Genomic DNA, 15,479 nt, shown 5'->3' on the forward strand with positions numbered 1-15,479 from the left:
CTTACTAAACCCCAAGAACCCCACCCCGCCAAAGCTACGCTTTATCTCCCCTCCCCGCCGGCGGGGAGGGGCTGGGGGTGGGGTGCAATGACTATGGGAATCACAACTAATTACCCGGACATGATATCACGATTGGGAAATGGTGATTTACCACTTTTAATTCCCTTAAACCCTAAAAATAACCCCTTTTCATCAGTGAAGAGGGGTTATTTTGGGAAAAATGACAAATCAAAATCCCGCTAGTGGGTCTGGCTGAGATTGGAGATATTGGAGGAATTCATGCAATTCCTCATCGGTTAGCAAAGTGCGCCCGCGCTTACCATAGGTTTTAATTAGATGCTCCCGTCCCCACTCTACTGTCAACCCTAAACGTTCCATTTCAATATCGGTCTTAGCCAATACCTTAGATAAATCCTCAGAAGATATTCTAGTGATTATATTGTCTGATTCTTCTGAGTATCTACAGAAATCTTGGAACTCTTCATATTCCGCATCAAGCTCGCTGGGGTATTCTAGTGTAGGTTGAGATTCTAAGTATTTGAGGAATCCTAGTAGTTCTTCTTGGGTAAGCAAATTTGTATTTTGCTTGCTAAAAGTTGTTATGACATACTCCTGTTCATCCTCTTGTGTCCACCATAACCGTTCGATTTCAACATTAATTTTGGCAATCAGAATTTCGTCTAATGTTGGTGTCGGTTGAGATGCAATGTATTGGAAGAAGTCTAGTAATTCTACTTCTGTCAGGAAAGGGCGCTCGCACTTGCCATAGTTTTTTTTGAGATGTTCTCTTCCCTGCTCTGTTGTCCAGCCTAATCGCTGAAGTTCAACATTAATTTTGGGAATCAGAATTTTTTCAACATTAATTTTGGCAATCAGAACTTCGTCTAATGGTGGTATCGGTTGAGATGCAAGGTATTGGAAGTAGTCTAGTAATTCTACTTGTGTAAGCAAAGTGCGCCCCCGCTTACCGTAGGTTTTAATCAGATGCTCTCGTCCTTGTTCTAGTGTCCAGCCTAAACGCTGAAGTTCGACATTTGTTTTAGCAATTACATCCGACAAATCTGCTGGTTGAGTTTTCTTTTTTCTCCTTCCTGTCCCTGTCAGGGCAACTACATCCTCTTGCGGACTATAATTACCGGGAGTAAATGGTATGACATCACCAGCAATCAGAACTTCGTCTAATGGTGGTGACGGTTGAGATGCAAGGTATTGGAGGAAGTCTAATAATTCTACTTCTGTCAGCAAAGTACGCGATCGCTTCCCATAATTTTTTTTGAGATGTTCCCGCCTCTGCTCCATTGTCCAGCCTAATCGCTCCGTTTCCACATCTATTTGAGCAAGTACTTCAGCAAAATCCACAGGTTCCATAGCTTCGTTACTGTTTCAACAGCCTACATCTTTTATCATTAGTCCTTACAAATGACCAATGACTAATGACCAATGACTAATGACCAATGACTAATGACCAATGACTAATGACAAATCAAAATCCCGCGATTGGGTCTGGCTGAGATTGTAAATATCTGAGGAATCCGTGTAATTCTTCTTCAGTCAGCAAAGTACGCCCGCGCTTACCGTAAGTTTCAATCAAATGCTCTCGTCCCTGTTCTGGTGTCCAGCCTAAACGCTGAAGTTCGACATCTGTTTTAGCAATTACATCCGATAAATCCACGGGTTCAGCTTTCTTTTTTCTCTTTCCTGTCACTGACGGGGTGGCGACATCCTCTTGAGGGCTATAACTCCGAGGTGTAAATGGTGTGACATTATTGGCAGAAATTGCTGGAAAGGTTTGATTTTCCACCTGGTTATCAAAGCTTATTTCCAAGTTTTCAACTGGAGGATCAAATTCTAGCTCCCGGTTAGCAGTCACAGCAAAGTTTTGACCTAAATCCTGGCTATAGGTATCGCTTGCTGGGGGCACAGCATTACTGTACCCGTACTGTTCGTTACTGCTTGTTACTACTTCTGGTTTGATGTTCCGTACTCTGGAAGGCGGCATAGATATTTCTTTGTCGCTGACCACTGACCATTGACTACTACCAAAATCCTCATCTTTTGCAGAGGAATAAGCAGCAGGCTCATTCAATCCACCTTTGGTATTTAAGGAAGGATTTAGCTGTGCGGGGGAAATTGGATTTGAGGTAAATGCTACTGATTCTGGTGGCGCATTTGTAATACCCAAAACTATCAGCGCTCTAGTTCTGGCTTGGTCTTCTGCTGCTTCTACTGTTTCTGCTGCTGCCATACCCGTAGCACGGGTTACGCCTTCAATTTGCACGCTTGCCCGGACAATATATTTTCCTTGAAAAATTTGTACTAATTCAGAAATCAAGCTGCCCTTGGGATACAAGCTCTGGAATTGAGCCAACATAATACTGCTACCAATCTAAATCTTTTGAATAACGGGGTCGATACTGCCTGTATGCTCAAGCGAGGTAAACTGCCCTTACTTTAATTTACATCCACTCGATACCCAGGATGCCTGTCAATATTGCATTTTTTCTCTACGAGACGCTACGCGAACATTTTTAATTGCTTACTATGTGTAATCAGTTTCTTAGCAGGCGATGAGTAGGCATAATTCTCTGCTCTGGGTTATCAAGGTGATATTCTTCCCTTGTATTATGTCCCAATTGTAGCAGTAGCTCTTTTTTGAGGATATTTTTGGCTAGTGCTAACTTACCTCGGTAGTCTTGCCTGCAATGCTATACTGATTACCCAACTCGATATCTAGAACTATTTTCTGGAAGTGCGCTCTAAATCTACAATAATGAAGATAAGGTTCGCCCTCACTGCTTATTAAGCTGCTCACCTAATTGTTACCGATTCTACATGTGGGAAAATTGGGTTCACCGGCAGTTCCTCCTAGTTAAACATCAGAGTCTAATGGCGTAAAATTACCTTCACTCTAGACAATCAAACACCTGTAGTTTCCACGCCACTTGCTCCACTTGGGGAGACCCCAAGACCCTTCGGGTTCGGCAGTCCCCCAGACGCTCGTTCCTCGCTACCGCTAGCGCTAACGACGGGAACCGCCATCGCGCTTCGCGTCTCCCCTTGGGAGAAGACGGGGGCTGCCTCACCGCAGTGGCTCCCCTGCATAGCGCTTTTGGGCAGTATGGATTCTCTAAACCCAGCTTCTCAAAAACCCGTCGCGTAATTACCTAGCGGGGCTAAATTCTAATCAGGCGTGCAATCTTAAGTTTGGTTAGGTGAAGGGACTTGAACGCAGGCGAACTCTGAGAGCATCGTGCAGTGAGAAGTTCGTAGACGCCCAGAGTTGTCCGTGGGTCGGCTTCCTTTGCTCGGAACTGTGGGAGTAGTTTCCCGCTTTTGCTGGGTCGGCTTCCTTTCCTTGGAACTCAGGAAGGCTTGTCTCAGGGCAATTCGTTTCCAGCTTGTTTCTGTAAGCCGTGAGGGTATACAGAAAAGAACCAGATTAAACAACAAATGATGTTTTGACCAAAGGTCGGTTCACTGCATGGAATTTTCAATCGCTACACTCCTTGCCAATTTCACTGATGATAAATTGGTAGCTCGGAAGGTTTTAGAAAAGAAACTTGGCTGTGAAGATGAAAAAAGTTTACAAAAACTTCACATTGCCTTAGATGTTCTCGAAAAAATCGGTATTTTAGTGAAAGAACGGGGCAAGTACCGCCGTGTCTCAGAAGAGGGAATAATCGAGGCAAAACTCCGTTGTTCTAGTAAAGGCTTTTGCTTTGCTATTCAAGATGTGGAAGGATCTGAGGATATTTACATCCGCGAAAGTCATCTGAGTAATGCTTGGAATGGCGATCGCGTTTTGGTCAGAGTTCTCAAAGAAGGCAGTCGCCGTCGCTCTCCTGAAGGGGAGGTGAAGCTGATTCTAGAACGTTCCAACCACACGTTACTGGCACGAATTAAGCAGGTGGAAACTGGTTTCCGGGCTGTGCCCTTAGATGATCGATTGCTGTTTGAACTCAAGATCCAACCTAACGGGGCAAAGTTGGAAGAAGCGATCGATCACCTGGTTCATGTGGAAGTCTTGCGTTACCCGTTGGCACAATATCCCCCACTGGGTCGAGTGGTACAAGTTCTTGGCAGCGATGCCGAAGCTGCTGCTGATATAGATTTAGTTACATGCAAGCACGACCTTTCCCGCACTTTCCCGGATAATGTGCTAGAAGCAGCCATCAAGTTGCCCAAAAAGCTACTCAAAGCTGACCTGAAAAATCGGTTAGATTTACGTAATTTGTTTACTCTCACCATTGAAGGGGTAAATGGCGACACCAAAGTTATAGAAAACGCTTTTAGTTTAGAAAAAAACTTAGCGGGAAATTGGCTTTTGGGCGTTCATATCACCGATGTTTCTCACTATGTCCAACCTGACGAACCCCTAGATAGAGAAGCACTCAAACGGGGCAAATCAGTTTATCTGGGAGAATTGGTGCTGCCAATGTTGCCCCCAACTGTGGCAGAACGCTGTTCTTTAGTACCTGGGAGCGATCGCTTAACTCTCTCTTTTTTAATTACAATTGATCCCCAATCGGGACAAGTGCTGGAGTGGGAAATTCAACCCAGTGTGATCAACGTAGAAACTGCACTGAGTACAGAACAAGCTCAAGCAATTCTTGCAGGTGAAGCTGAAGATCAATCACCACAGGTTTCCCAGATGCTGCAAGACCTCCAAGCCTTGCAAACAGCCGTAAAACAAGTACGGTTGACTCGTGGTAGCCTCCAGTTGAATCTGCCACCCAGCCAAAATGCCTACTATGATGAGGGGATTCTGGGGACTGTGGTGGTGAATGATTTACCAGTGCGATCGCTACTTACGGAGTTGGTGCTGCTAGTTAATCAACTGATCGCAACTCACTTAAATGCCCTTGGTGTTCCCGCTATCTGGCGAGTCCAAGGTACACCCGATGTTGAAGATGTTCAGGAAATGCTGAAATTGGCAGTCAATTTAGGCGTTGACCTCACACTAGATCCGGAAGTCGATATCCAACCCTTAGATTACCAACATTTGACTACAGCTTTTGGCGAATCTCCCTCTGAGCAAGTTCTTACCTACTTATTGCAAGATACACTGAAGCCATCTGCGTACAGCACCACCAAAGGATCTCACTTTGGTCTGGCACTACCGCAATATGTCCACTTTAGCGCTCCCTTGCGGCGTTACTCAGATTTGCTCATGCAGAGAGTGTATTACACGCTACTCGAAAACGGACGCGATCGCCGCAATACCCGTGTGAGAGAGCGCGTTAACCTGCGTCACTCCTCCAGCCACGAGGAAATTAACTGGAACGTTTTACCCCCAGAATTGCAACAAGAACTCCAAAGCGATTTGACTAGGGTAATTGTCCAAATCAACGACCGAGAAAAAGAAGTCCAAGAAGCTGAAGCCGATTTAGCCGGACTGCAAAAAGCCCAACTGATGAAGCAGCGCATCGGTCAGGTATTTCAAGGCGTGATTACTGGTGTTCAATCCTACGGTTTCTTTGTGGAAATTGAAGTCCCAGCCGCCGAGGTGGAGTCCAGCAATAATCCTGGTGTGCCTTTGCGGGTAGAAGGATTGGTACACGTCAGTTCTCTCAAAGATGATTGGTATGAATATCGCGCTAGACAACAAGCACTGTTTGGTCGCAAAAATCGCGCTTCCTATAGACTAGGCGATCGCGTCGCCGTGCAAGTGAAAAGTGTCGATTACTACCGTCAGCAAATTGATTTGGTAACTGTCGGCAGCGATGGTCTAGCCAAAAATTTAACTGGCAGTGCTTCCCAGGAAGAACTTTCAGACCTCTACTTACCAAATGACATTGAGCCTGATGACCTAGACCCTTACTCTGAGGATGAGTAAAATCAAGTAAATCTTACGTGTCAAATAACACTAAGCCTTTAATTTTAGGCGTATCGGGCGCATCTGGTCTGATTTACGCTGTTCGCGCGATCAAATTTTTGCTAGAAGCGGAGTATAGTATTGAATTGGTTGCCTCTAAATCAACTTACATGGTTTGGCAGTCAGAACAGGAAATTCGGATGCCAGCTGAACCAACTCAACAAGAACAATTCTGGCGAGAGCAAGCTGGAGTTGCACTTTTGGGTAAACTACGCTGCCATCCTTGGAGTGATGTGGGAGCCGGGATTGCCAGTGGTTCCTTTGCCACTCTGGGGATGATGATTATTCCATGCAGCATGAGCACAGTGGCAAAGCTGGCAGTTGGCTTGAGTTCCGATTTACTAGAACGGGCAGCGGATGTCCAACTCAAAGAAGGGCGAAAGCTGGTCATTGTTCCTCGTGAAACGCCTTTTAGCCTCATCCACCTACGTAACTTAACCTCTTTAGCAGAAGTTGGAGTGAGAATTGTCCCCGCTATTCCCGCCTGGTATCACAATCCCCAAACCATCGAGGATTTAGTTGATTTTGTAGTTGCCCGCGCTTTAGATCAACTAGATATTGACTGCATCCCAATTCAGCGGTGGCAAGGTCGTCGCTAACGCCCTTAGTGGATTTATCATAAATTTCACAATAGTCCTAAAAGGGTAATGATAGAGATGGCTGATAGTGTCAGTAGTCAGTGAACAGTAATTAGTGAAGAGTAATCAGACTGAGAACTGACCACTGACCACTGACAACTGACCACTGACAACTGACAACTGACAAAATTGCTATGGCTGTAATTCGCTTAATTCTATTGGTGGCGGTACTGGGAGGACTAACGCTGTTGTTAGTCCAAAATTGGTCACCTGCCCTATCGCTAGTATTTTTGGGCGTGCGGACTCAACCATTACCACTAGCGATATGGATTTTGTTCAGTACTGCCACTGGTGCTTTCACATCTGTATTGATTGCTACCTTGTTTAACTTATCCAATTATTTTGTCGGAGGACAACGCCGAACTCGTGAGAGTTCAACCGCCACTTCGCCTCGTGCAAAGGCAACCCGGAGAGAAGAACCGACATCTCGCCCTGCCAGTCCTCCACCACCAGCTAGTAAAAAAGAAGAGCCTAGCAGTGATGTATTTGATGATTGGGAGACAAATGGCAGTAAAGATGATGATTGGAACTTTGATGAAAAGTCAGAGGAAGCGCCTACCGCTAATCCTCAAGCTCAACCTCCTAGAGAGTCAACAACTTACGAACGTCAATCAGAAGCCAAAAGCAGTTCTCAGTCTGGTTCAGTTTACTCCTACAGCTACCGTGAGCCAAAAAATACGGCTGCGGGAAAAACTGAATCAATTTACGATGCCGATTACCGGGTAATCATCCCCCCTTATCAGCCACCGACTACCAATCAAGCGGATGATGATGATTGGGAATTTTTTGAGGATGATGATGATGATGATAAACGCTCCCGTCGGTGAAATGTAGCAGGCTAGAACACCGATTCAGTAATGTTCAACTGAGGGACTACTGGACAAGGAGATATTAACAATTTTTCCTTTTCTGTTAAGGGACTGACAAATAAAAAAATACTCAACTACTGATTGTGGGGTGGGCGACACGAGAGCCTATAGCTAAAGGCGGGCAAGATGCCATTAGTGTCAACTTAAGATAAAAGCCAGTCTAGAACAAGCTTTTAAAGATTGTCTCGTTCCCAGTCGGAGACTGGGAATGCCTAATGGGGGGCTGCCGCCTCAAGACTTGCGGCAGAGCCGCGATGAGGTGCATTTCCAGCCAGAGACTGGAAACGAGGTTTTAAAAGGGTTTTGGCTTAAGTTGACACCAATGGCTTTTCGGCCCACCCCACAAGTAGTAGTAATTTATTTGTTGGAAATCCCTAACCTTGCTCAATTAGGTGGTAATTCCAAACTAATTTCACCCAACAACCCCTTGCGAAAATCTGTTAAAAGTTGCCTTGCAGCTCGCTCTATATCACCTTTGTAACGATGCTCCGCCAAGGCGTGCAAATAGATATCTCCGGTGTCTGATATCGAATCGAGTTGGTAGCGGGACTGTAATGGTTTCTTTGGTAACAAATCTGTGGCTACAGCTTCTAAATAGTTTAGTAAATCAACTAGGGCTGCTGCTACTAATTGGTTATCGTAAGATGCTTCGCCGATATCATCACAAATAGCTAATTTCAATGCTGCGTCTTGGTCTTCTAATCTTAAAGGGATGACACCGGGAGCATCTAGCAATTCCAAATGTTCGGAAATTCGCACCCAGCGTAGTTGGCGAGTTACCCCAGGACGAGCTGCACTTTCCACGACTCGTCGTCCCAACAAGCGGTTAATTAAAGCTGATTTACCGACATTGGGAAAACCAATCACCACAGCCCGCACTGGACGGGGTAACATCCCGCGATCGCTTCTTCTTTGATTAAGTTCTACCCCAGCGGCTTGCGCTGCCCGCGCCACTTCCGCTATACCTTTACCATGTTGAGCGTTGGTAAAATAAGGGACTTCTCCTTGACGTTTAAACCAATCTATCCACAGCGATCGCATTTGCGGCGTAATCATATCTACTCGGTTAAGTATCAACACCCGTGTCTTACCCTCCACCCACTCCCCTATTTGGGGATGGTGAGTCGCTAAGGGAATCCGAGCATCTCGTACCTCAAAGACCACATCTACGCGCTTCAGCTGTTCTTTGAGCTTCTTTTCAGCTTTCCCAATGTGACCTGGATACCATTGAATCAGGTTTAATCTATAATTTTGAGTTATAGCCATAGTCAATTACCAAATAAATTATTATCACTTATCAATTATCATTCACTATGGCTTGATGTAAAATTAGACGATTGCCGTCAGGGTCATAGGCATAAATTTCTCTACCGTGGTCAGCAATGGAAACGTTTCCTGGCGGAGGATAGCCCAAAGCAGTTAGGTGAGCGATCGCATCTTCTAAGTTACTCACCTCTAAACACAAACTTATCTTACTTTTGGCAATCGCTTCAAATTCAGATTCGTTTGTGTTCTTTGGTTTAAAAATACCTAATCGCATACTAACTAAATTAAACTCAGCATAGACATTCGGAATCAAAATAACTGGCTTTTGCTCCAGAAATCTAGTATAGAAATTCACTAACTTCTCAAAATTAAGCGATGCTATGGTGACAAATGCATTAGTGTACTGGAAAACCATATTTGCGTATTGCCCTTTTAACTTATACCAATTCTGTATGAAGATGCGCTAAAGCATATTTAAATATAAGAAAGAAAAACGAACCGCAAAGGACGCAAAGGACACAAAGAAAGAAAGAAGTTAAAAGGGTTTAGCGCAGCCTCACAAAGAAATGGTATTAGAGGATGTTTGAAAAGCCCTGGCGACTAGAAGTCGGGGCTACACAGACGAAGAAACCCACCTTTCCTGCGGAACGCCAAAGGCGAACGTGGGTTAAAAACCCTTACTGTATTGCCCTAAAAGTGCGATCCAACCCCCCTTAAAAAGGGGGGGCTAAAAATCGCTCTATTTCCCCCTTTTTAAGGGGGACTAAGGGGGATCTTTAAAACCTATGCACCTTAACCGAACCGTATTGAGAGTGATGGAAGAGCGTTATGTTAAAAAATACCCCTAAAATAATTCTTGTAATAATTCATCTCGACTTAAATTAAAATGTTCGGCAATATCTCGCAAAATAGCGTTTAAAGTACCTATTTTAATTGGATTATGTGCAGGAATAGTCAGATGATGCTCACCATTTTCTTGAGTGGTTAAGCGTATATGGCTACCCGTTTGACGACTAACTTCATATCCTAACCGAGATAAAGCTTTAATCAAATCATCACTCGATAAATCTCTAGGAAGTTTCACAAAGCAAAAACTTCATCCTTGACAATATGTAAACGAATTATTTTAGGACGATTTTCTAGATTTTCAAAATGACAATTAACCGCATCCTTAACCATGATTTTTAAACTTTTTAAATCATCAGCTTCAGTAAAAATAGATTCCCCTAAAGCTCTCGCCGTATAGCCCCCATCAGGATCATCTTCCACCAAAAAAACGATTTCCGTTAATTGACTCATCAAATTATTCTCCTAAAATTAACAAAAATAGGTAAAAGAAAACTACCTAAATCTTTCTAAGATAGGACTTACGCAAAACTACACGCGGTAGGGGCAATTCATGAATTGCCCCTAAGAAGAAAATCAGGGTATCGGCTATTGTTTGCGTAAGTCCTGTTGTCAATCGACAATAAAAAACGAGCGCGGAGGGATTTGAACCCCCGACCCACAGAACCGGAATCTGTTGCTCTATCCACTGAGCTACGCGCCCTTATTCTTCCATATCATAGCAGGTCTGTGATCAAATTTGCAGCCTAGAAAAACTTGGTTTTTGAGTTAAAGATAATTAGCTGGATCTACGGGTGTACCATTCCGACGAACTTCAAAGTGGAGGTGGGGCCCAGTTGAGAAACCTGTGGAACCGACAGCACCGATCGCTTGTCCGCGTTCAACTGCTTGCCCTTCGGTAACATATAACTCGCTGGTATGTCCGTACAATGTAGTAATACCATTGCCGTGGTTGATAATTACAGCTCTGCCATAACCACCATACCACCCAGCAAAAATCACTGTTCCCGAATCGGCTGCCCGAATTGTACTACCATAGCTAGCGGCAAAATCTAACCCGGCATGAAAGCGACGATAGCCGAGGATTGGGTGTATCCGCCAGCCGAAAGGACTGCTAGTAGGAGCATCGCTAGGATATGTCATTATACCAGTTCCCCGCATGATGAAACTTGTACGGCTGTTGGTTTTTGCTTGGGCTTCTTCTGTTGCTCTAGCTTCTGCTACCTTTTGTTGAATCAAGACTTCCAGATTTTTGGATTCCCTCTCTAGTTGGTTTTGCGCCGCTTCCAAGGCCAGGCGATCGCTATTCAGGCGTTGAATCAATTCTGATTGTGACTGCGCCTGAGTTTGATAATCGGCTTTTTGTGCTAACAGTTGCTCACGAATCAAGCCAATTTCGTTTTTTTGCTGTTCTACTGCCGTTTTCTGTTTATTGATCAGGTTAGCTTGGGCGTTGAGTTTTACCAAAATTTGTTCGTCTGCCTGATACACTAACTTCAACTGATGACGACGGCTGAGAAAATCGCTAATATTTTCACTTTCAAGCAAAACTGCCCATCCAACAGAAGCAGGCGATCGCTGGAGATAACGCAATCGTGCTACTGTTGCTATTTGACGCTCCTGATAGGAACGTTCCGCCACATCTAAACCAGTTTCCAACTGCTGAAGGCGTTGGGTGGCGAGTTGTAATCCTGATTCGCTCTCTTGAAGATAGCTATCTGTAGTTTGCAGATTTTGCTCTAAACCAGTGAGGTGTTTTTGGGCCCCTTGTTGGAGATTTGTTAAGCGATCGCGATCGTTAACCACACTCTGATGCTGCTGGTTCGTTTGTTGCTGCTGTTGTCGCAAAGTATCAATAGACTCTGTAGACGTTGCGGGGGCTGGAATTAATGCCAAACAAATCCACAAAATGCAGCAAAATGCAATAGATAAACAGCCAAAAATCTGCTTTTTTCCGAGAAATCGCGCTCTCATAGTGTGAAGCCCAACCAAAATGATGCTTACAAACCCTATGAGGATTATTCCCAAAATCTGATTCACCCACTCCAACGCATTATTAAATTGGTCTGCCAAGTTGTAACACAAGGATTTCAGTTATAGCAGTTGCCAGGTAGCGGTTGACATAAGCTAATCAGAAAACACTGACACCAAGAGACTTTCAAGCCTGTTCCCTATTAAGAGTTCCCTGCTATATGTCAGCATTGAGCAGGTATATCAGCTGATGAGATGTTTGAACGCACGTATAGCAATTCTCTTAATTACCTTGGTTTTTCCAGGTTTGGCGGTGGTGGGAGTATCGTTATATTGGTTTAATCTCGATTATGCAGCACTCATAAAAGCTGAAAGGTATGTAGAAAACCTGGTAGAGGTGGGAAAAGTAAATGATAGACAGTTAGAGTACGCCTATCATCGCACCTACATTCATCGCATCAATGTATTTGCTGATGGGACTTGGAGATTAGTGGAAGGAGTAATCGCAGCGCTAGGCATACACAGATTAGTCACTATTAAAGAGAATCCAAAAACTGACTAAATACAGCATTTCATTAATTTGTAGCGAATTAAATTTGATAATACCTTGCATTGTTAATGCATCCCAATACAATGCCAATGCGTTGGTCGCATTGTTGATGCATCCTGATACAATGCTAATGCGTCGGTCGCATTGTTAATGCATCCCGATACAATGTTAATGCGCCGGTCGCATTGTTAATGCATCCCCATACAATGCCAATGCATCCCCTTGCATTAAAAACGCTACGTTTTTAAGCAAAACTGTACTAAGAAATTGATCGACTACCACGATTCACTCAAAGCTGTCGCTAAGTGGTAAGCACATCCAAGGTAAGCTGATGAGTAAAGTAGTAAACCTTTGTTTAAAGAATTGTCTGAAATAAAGGGTTTTGAAATCTGCTAAAGTTTCAAGGTAACTGAAACTCATAACTCAGCACTGGCCAAACGCCCCGCTAACAGGACTCAGGACTGATGCAGAACAGACAAGAAAAAATTTCGCAAGTGGTAGTTACTGCTGGGCAGATGCGCGATATTGAAGATCGGATCTTTGCAGCGGGAATGCCTGTAGTAGCCTTGATGGAAAAGGTGGCGGGATTAATTGCTCGTCGCATTCAAGAGATCCCCCCAACCCCTCTTACAAAAGTTTGCTCCGTTCCTTCAAAAACCCCCTTTTTAAGGGGGTCGCCACAGGCGGGGGGATCTCGTGTCGGAATTCTTGTCGGGCCCGGTCATAATGGTGGCGATGCTTTAGTAGTAGCCCGTGAATTACACTTTCGCGGGTATGAGGTTTGGATTTATTCTCCTTTCTCTAAGCTCAAAGAATTAACTTTGCAGCACTTGCAGTATGTTCAGAGTTTGGGCATTCCAATTTATCAAACAATTGAGCAACTACCAAATTCTGATTTGTTGATTGATGGGTTGTTTGGGCTTGGTTTAGAAAAAAAACTCACTGATCCCATCGCCTCTGCAATTAATCAGCTAAATGAATTGTCTGTACCGATTTATAGCATCGATTTACCTTCAGGTTTACACACCGACACAGGCGAAATATTAGGAACTGCGATTCGCGCCACTCACACATTTTGCTTGGGTTTATGGAAACTAGCTTTCTTCCAAGATCAGGCGCTGGAATATCTCGGCAAAGCTGAGTTAATCGATTTTGATATTCCTTTAGCTGATGTAGAAGCTGTTCTCAAAGATGCGCCCAGGATTAAACGTATTACACCAGCAACGGCACTTGCTACTCTACCTTTACCCCGTCCACCAGTTACCCACAAATATAAGGAAGGACATTTACTGCTGATTTGCGGTTCGCGGCGCTATGCAGGTGGAGCAATTTTATGTGGTTTGGGTGCTAGGGCTAGTGGTGTGGGGATGCTTTCGATCGCAGTACCCGAATCTCTAAAACCCCTTTTGGTGTCGCACTTGCCAGAAGCGCTAATTGTCGGTTGTCCAGAGACGGAAACCGGAGCGATCGCCCAATTGCAATTACCAGAAAAAACTGATCTGAGTTCCTTTAATGCGATCGCTTGTGGCCCCGGTTTAACACGAGATGCGACTCCGATTGTGCAAGAAGTGATCAACAGCGAACGCCCTTTAATTCTCGATGCCGATGGTTTAAATATCCTGGCACAAATGGGAGCGATCGCCACATTAAAAAAACGTCAAGGAGTAACCGTACTCACACCCCACACTGGCGAATTTGAGCGATTGTTTCCTGATGTCACCGATGCCAAACATGACAGAGTGAAAGCAGTACGCCAAGCGGCGGCGCAAAGTGGGGCGGTAGTGTTGTTGAAAGGGGCAAGAACTGCGATCGCAAACCCTGAAGGTATCGTTTGGATTGTTCCTGAAAGTACACCCGCCTTAGCGCGTGGTGGTAGCGGCGATGTGTTAACTGGGCTACTGGGTGGATTGTTAGCGCAAGCAGCAACTAAACAGATTCCTGTAGAAGATATTGTGGCAACTGCCGCTTGGTGGCATTCGCAAGCAGGCATTTTAGCAGCCCAAGAGCGTACCGAATTAGGTGTAGATGCGTTTACCTTGACACAATATTTACTAAAAGCTCTAACTTAGTCAATTCCCTCGTTCCCAGTCGGAGACTGGGAACGAGGAGATTTAGCTATTGACTAAATACCAACGCTGTAGCGCCAGCCGTTGAATTTCGCGCCAGGGAATATGATGTTTTCGGGCTAACTCTGCACAATCTTCATATTCTGGCTGCACATTTGCAATAACTTTTTCTGGTGATTGTCCCTTCCATGCTACTTTGACACGCACTTTGCCATATTCAATTTCCACTTGTTGAATTTCCCGTTGTAAAATGGCGCGTTGCTGAGTTGTTCGCCGAATGCCCAAAGTAGTGGTTTCGCGGAATAAAACCGTTTCACAACTGAGTAAATTTTCTGGATGACAAATCACAGTCAGCAAAATCCCTGGACGGGACTTTTTCATGCCGATCGCCTGGGTAAAAACATCCACCGCACCAGCAGCAAACAACGCCTCAAATACATAGCCGATCGCTTGCGGATTTAAATCATCAATTTGGGTTTCTAGTACCGAAATGGTTTCTAAATTTGAGCTAGTATCTTCAGAATCGCTGAAATTGGACTGTAAACTTGCGCTTTCACCCAGCCAGAGTCGTAGAATATTGGGAATGGGTAAATTTATCGTTCCTGCTCCCAGTCCTATCTGCTTGATAGCGATCGCGGGTGGTGAACCAAAATCTCTTGCCAAAGTAGTGGCGATCGCTGCTCCTGTTGGTGTCACTAGTTCTCTATCAATGCCATTGCTATAAACTGGACAACCCCGCATTGACCACAGCTTTAATACCGCTGGTACTGGTACCGCCATCTGACCATGTGCAGCCCGAACAGTGCCGCCACCAGTCGGGAACGCCGAGCAGTAAAGTAGGGGCCATCCTTCGTCATTGCTCTCAATCCCTAACCAATCTAACCCCAGGCAAGTACCCACAATATCGACGATCGCATCTACAGCACCCACCTCATGGAAATGAACTTTTTCAGGAGAAATACCATGCACCGCCCCTTCTGCTACTGCTAGCTGTCGGAATACCGCCAAACTCCAAGCTTCTGCCCGTGGTGGCAACCCCGCTTTGAGAATCATCTGCTCTATTTCTGGTAGGTGGCGTGTGTGATCGTGACTGTGTTCGTGGTTGTGGTTGTGGTCGTGGTGATGATGGCGATCGTGTACTAAATCCACATGGACTTTAGTCGCCTGCTGACCATTACGTTGGACAAGTTCTGCCCTTAACTGATATTCCTGTTCAATTCCCAACCCATTGAGTTTTTCAATTAAATACTCCACAGGAACACCCAAACTTACCAAAGCACCCAGGCACATATCACCAGAAATTCCTGTCGGGCATTGAAAATAAGCTATTTTATTCATAGTCATTAGTCATTAGTCATTAGTCATTAGTCATTAGTCATTAGTCATTAGTCATTAGTC

The 15,479-nt window shown here is 44.6% G+C and carries 13 protein-coding genes and 1 tRNA gene; 5 read left to right on the forward strand and 9 right to left on the reverse strand.

Translation table 11 applies throughout. From position 1 onward, the window contains the following. Positions 1-228: 228 nt before the first annotated feature. Entirely contained in the window at positions 229-1,368 is a 1,140-nt protein-coding gene (locus HWQ41_RS31155; RefSeq protein ID WP_292771650.1) for a hypothetical protein, read from the reverse strand. Positions 1,369-1,483: 115 nt separating this feature from the next. Next, positions 1,484-2,371 carry a hypothetical protein gene (locus HWQ41_RS31160; RefSeq protein ID WP_292771652.1) on the reverse strand — a complete coding sequence of 296 codons (888 nt, stop codon included), beginning with the start codon at positions 2,369-2,371 and terminating at the stop codon, positions 1,484-1,486. A gap of 1,110 nt (positions 2,372-3,481) precedes the next feature. Here HWQ41_RS31160 and HWQ41_RS31165 point away from each other — a divergent pair. From HWQ41_RS31165 to HWQ41_RS31175, 3 genes are all read left to right on the forward strand, one after another. Beyond that, positions 3,482-5,836: a ribonuclease R family protein gene (locus HWQ41_RS31165; RefSeq protein WP_292771653.1), complete on the forward strand. Its 2,355-nt coding sequence runs from the start codon at positions 3,482-3,484 to the stop codon at positions 5,834-5,836. A 17-nt stretch (positions 5,837-5,853) separates the two neighbouring features. Then, a complete protein-coding gene (locus tag HWQ41_RS31170; RefSeq protein WP_292771654.1) occupies positions 5,854-6,474 on the forward strand; it encodes a flavin prenyltransferase UbiX in 621 nt (206 codons plus the stop codon). A gap of 173 nt (positions 6,475-6,647) precedes the next feature. Beyond that, on the forward strand, positions 6,648-7,340 hold the full coding sequence (locus HWQ41_RS31175) for a LapA family protein (protein ID WP_292771657.1): 693 nt from the start codon (positions 6,648-6,650) through the stop codon (positions 7,338-7,340). Positions 7,341-7,766: 426 nt separating this feature from the next. Here HWQ41_RS31175 and ylqF read toward each other — a convergent pair whose 3' ends face one another. The 6 genes from ylqF to HWQ41_RS31205 form a co-directional block, all read right to left on the reverse strand. Next, the gene (gene ylqF / locus HWQ41_RS31180) at positions 7,767-8,648 is read right to left on the reverse strand and encodes a ribosome biogenesis GTPase YlqF (protein ID WP_292771659.1); all 882 of its coding nucleotides are present in this window, start codon (positions 8,646-8,648) and stop codon (positions 7,767-7,769) included. A gap of 31 nt (positions 8,649-8,679) precedes the next feature. Next, positions 8,680-9,063, reverse strand: coding sequence for a VOC family protein (locus HWQ41_RS31185; RefSeq protein ID WP_292771661.1), 384 nt, complete (start codon positions 9,061-9,063; stop codon positions 8,680-8,682). 429 nt (positions 9,064-9,492) lie between these two features. Further along, on the reverse strand, positions 9,493-9,732 hold the full coding sequence (locus tag HWQ41_RS31190) for a type II toxin-antitoxin system HicA family toxin (RefSeq protein WP_292771663.1): 240 nt from the start codon (positions 9,730-9,732) through the stop codon (positions 9,493-9,495). After that, entirely contained in the window at positions 9,729-9,947 is a 219-nt protein-coding gene (locus HWQ41_RS31195) for a 2-oxoisovalerate dehydrogenase E1 subunit beta (RefSeq protein ID WP_292771665.1), read from the reverse strand. Before HWQ41_RS31195 ends, HWQ41_RS31190 begins: the two co-directional genes overlap by 4 nt. 177 nt (positions 9,948-10,124) lie before the next feature. Continuing rightward, a tRNA-Arg gene (locus tag HWQ41_RS31200) sits at positions 10,125-10,197 on the reverse strand. Between the two features lie 65 nt (positions 10,198-10,262). Then, on the reverse strand, positions 10,263-11,468 hold the full coding sequence (locus HWQ41_RS31205; RefSeq protein ID WP_292771667.1) for a murein hydrolase activator EnvC: 1,206 nt from the start codon (positions 11,466-11,468) through the stop codon (positions 10,263-10,265). A gap of 256 nt (positions 11,469-11,724) precedes the next feature. Between HWQ41_RS31205 and HWQ41_RS31210 the strand changes: the two genes are divergently transcribed. Both HWQ41_RS31210 and HWQ41_RS31215 read left to right on the forward strand, forming a co-directional pair. After that, positions 11,725-12,027 carry a hypothetical protein gene (locus tag HWQ41_RS31210; protein WP_292771669.1) on the forward strand — a complete coding sequence of 101 codons (303 nt, stop codon included), beginning with the start codon at positions 11,725-11,727 and terminating at the stop codon, positions 12,025-12,027. 452 nt (positions 12,028-12,479) lie between these two features. Then, complete coding sequence (locus HWQ41_RS31215) at positions 12,480-14,084, forward strand: NAD(P)H-hydrate dehydratase (RefSeq protein WP_292771671.1); 1,605 nt, start codon at positions 12,480-12,482, stop codon at positions 14,082-14,084. A gap of 42 nt (positions 14,085-14,126) precedes the next feature. Here HWQ41_RS31215 and larC read toward each other — a convergent pair whose 3' ends face one another. Next, a complete protein-coding gene (gene larC / locus HWQ41_RS31220; protein WP_292771673.1) occupies positions 14,127-15,419 on the reverse strand; it encodes a nickel pincer cofactor biosynthesis protein LarC in 1,293 nt (430 codons plus the stop codon). Positions 15,420-15,479: the final 60 nt, after the last annotated feature.

It is taken from the genome of Nostoc sp. NOS(2021) (genome assembly GCF_017115025.1).
Classification (GTDB): Bacteria; Cyanobacteriota; Cyanobacteriia; order Cyanobacteriales; family Nostocaceae; genus Nostoc.

Bases quoted from the DNA above. Each gene is read 5' to 3' on its own strand.
- HWQ41_RS31175 (WP_292771657.1), top strand. From the start codon at position 6,648: ATGGCTGTAATTCGCTTAATTCTATTGGTGGCGGTACTGGGAGGACTA.
- HWQ41_RS31165 (WP_292771653.1), top strand. From the start codon at position 3,482: ATGGAATTTTCAATCGCTACACTCCTTGCCAATTTCACTGATGATAAA.
- HWQ41_RS31185 (WP_292771661.1), bottom strand. From the start codon at position 9,063: ATGGTTTTCCAGTACACTAATGCATTTGTCACCATAGCATCGCTTAAT.
- HWQ41_RS31195 (WP_292771665.1), bottom strand. From the start codon at position 9,947: ATGAGTCAATTAACGGAAATCGTTTTTTTGGTGGAAGATGATCCTGAT.
- HWQ41_RS31205 (WP_292771667.1), bottom strand. From the start codon at position 11,468: ATGAGAGCGCGATTTCTCGGAAAAAAGCAGATTTTTGGCTGTTTATCT.
- HWQ41_RS31215 (WP_292771671.1), top strand. From the start codon at position 12,480: ATGCAGAACAGACAAGAAAAAATTTCGCAAGTGGTAGTTACTGCTGGG.
- HWQ41_RS31160 (WP_292771652.1), bottom strand. From the start codon at position 2,371: ATGTTGGCTCAATTCCAGAGCTTGTATCCCAAGGGCAGCTTGATTTCT.
- larC (WP_292771673.1), bottom strand. From the start codon at position 15,419: ATGAATAAAATAGCTTATTTTCAATGCCCGACAGGAATTTCTGGTGAT.
- HWQ41_RS31155 (WP_292771650.1), bottom strand. From the start codon at position 1,368: ATGGAACCTGTGGATTTTGCTGAAGTACTTGCTCAAATAGATGTGGAA.
- ylqF (WP_292771659.1), bottom strand. From the start codon at position 8,648: ATGGCTATAACTCAAAATTATAGATTAAACCTGATTCAATGGTATCCA.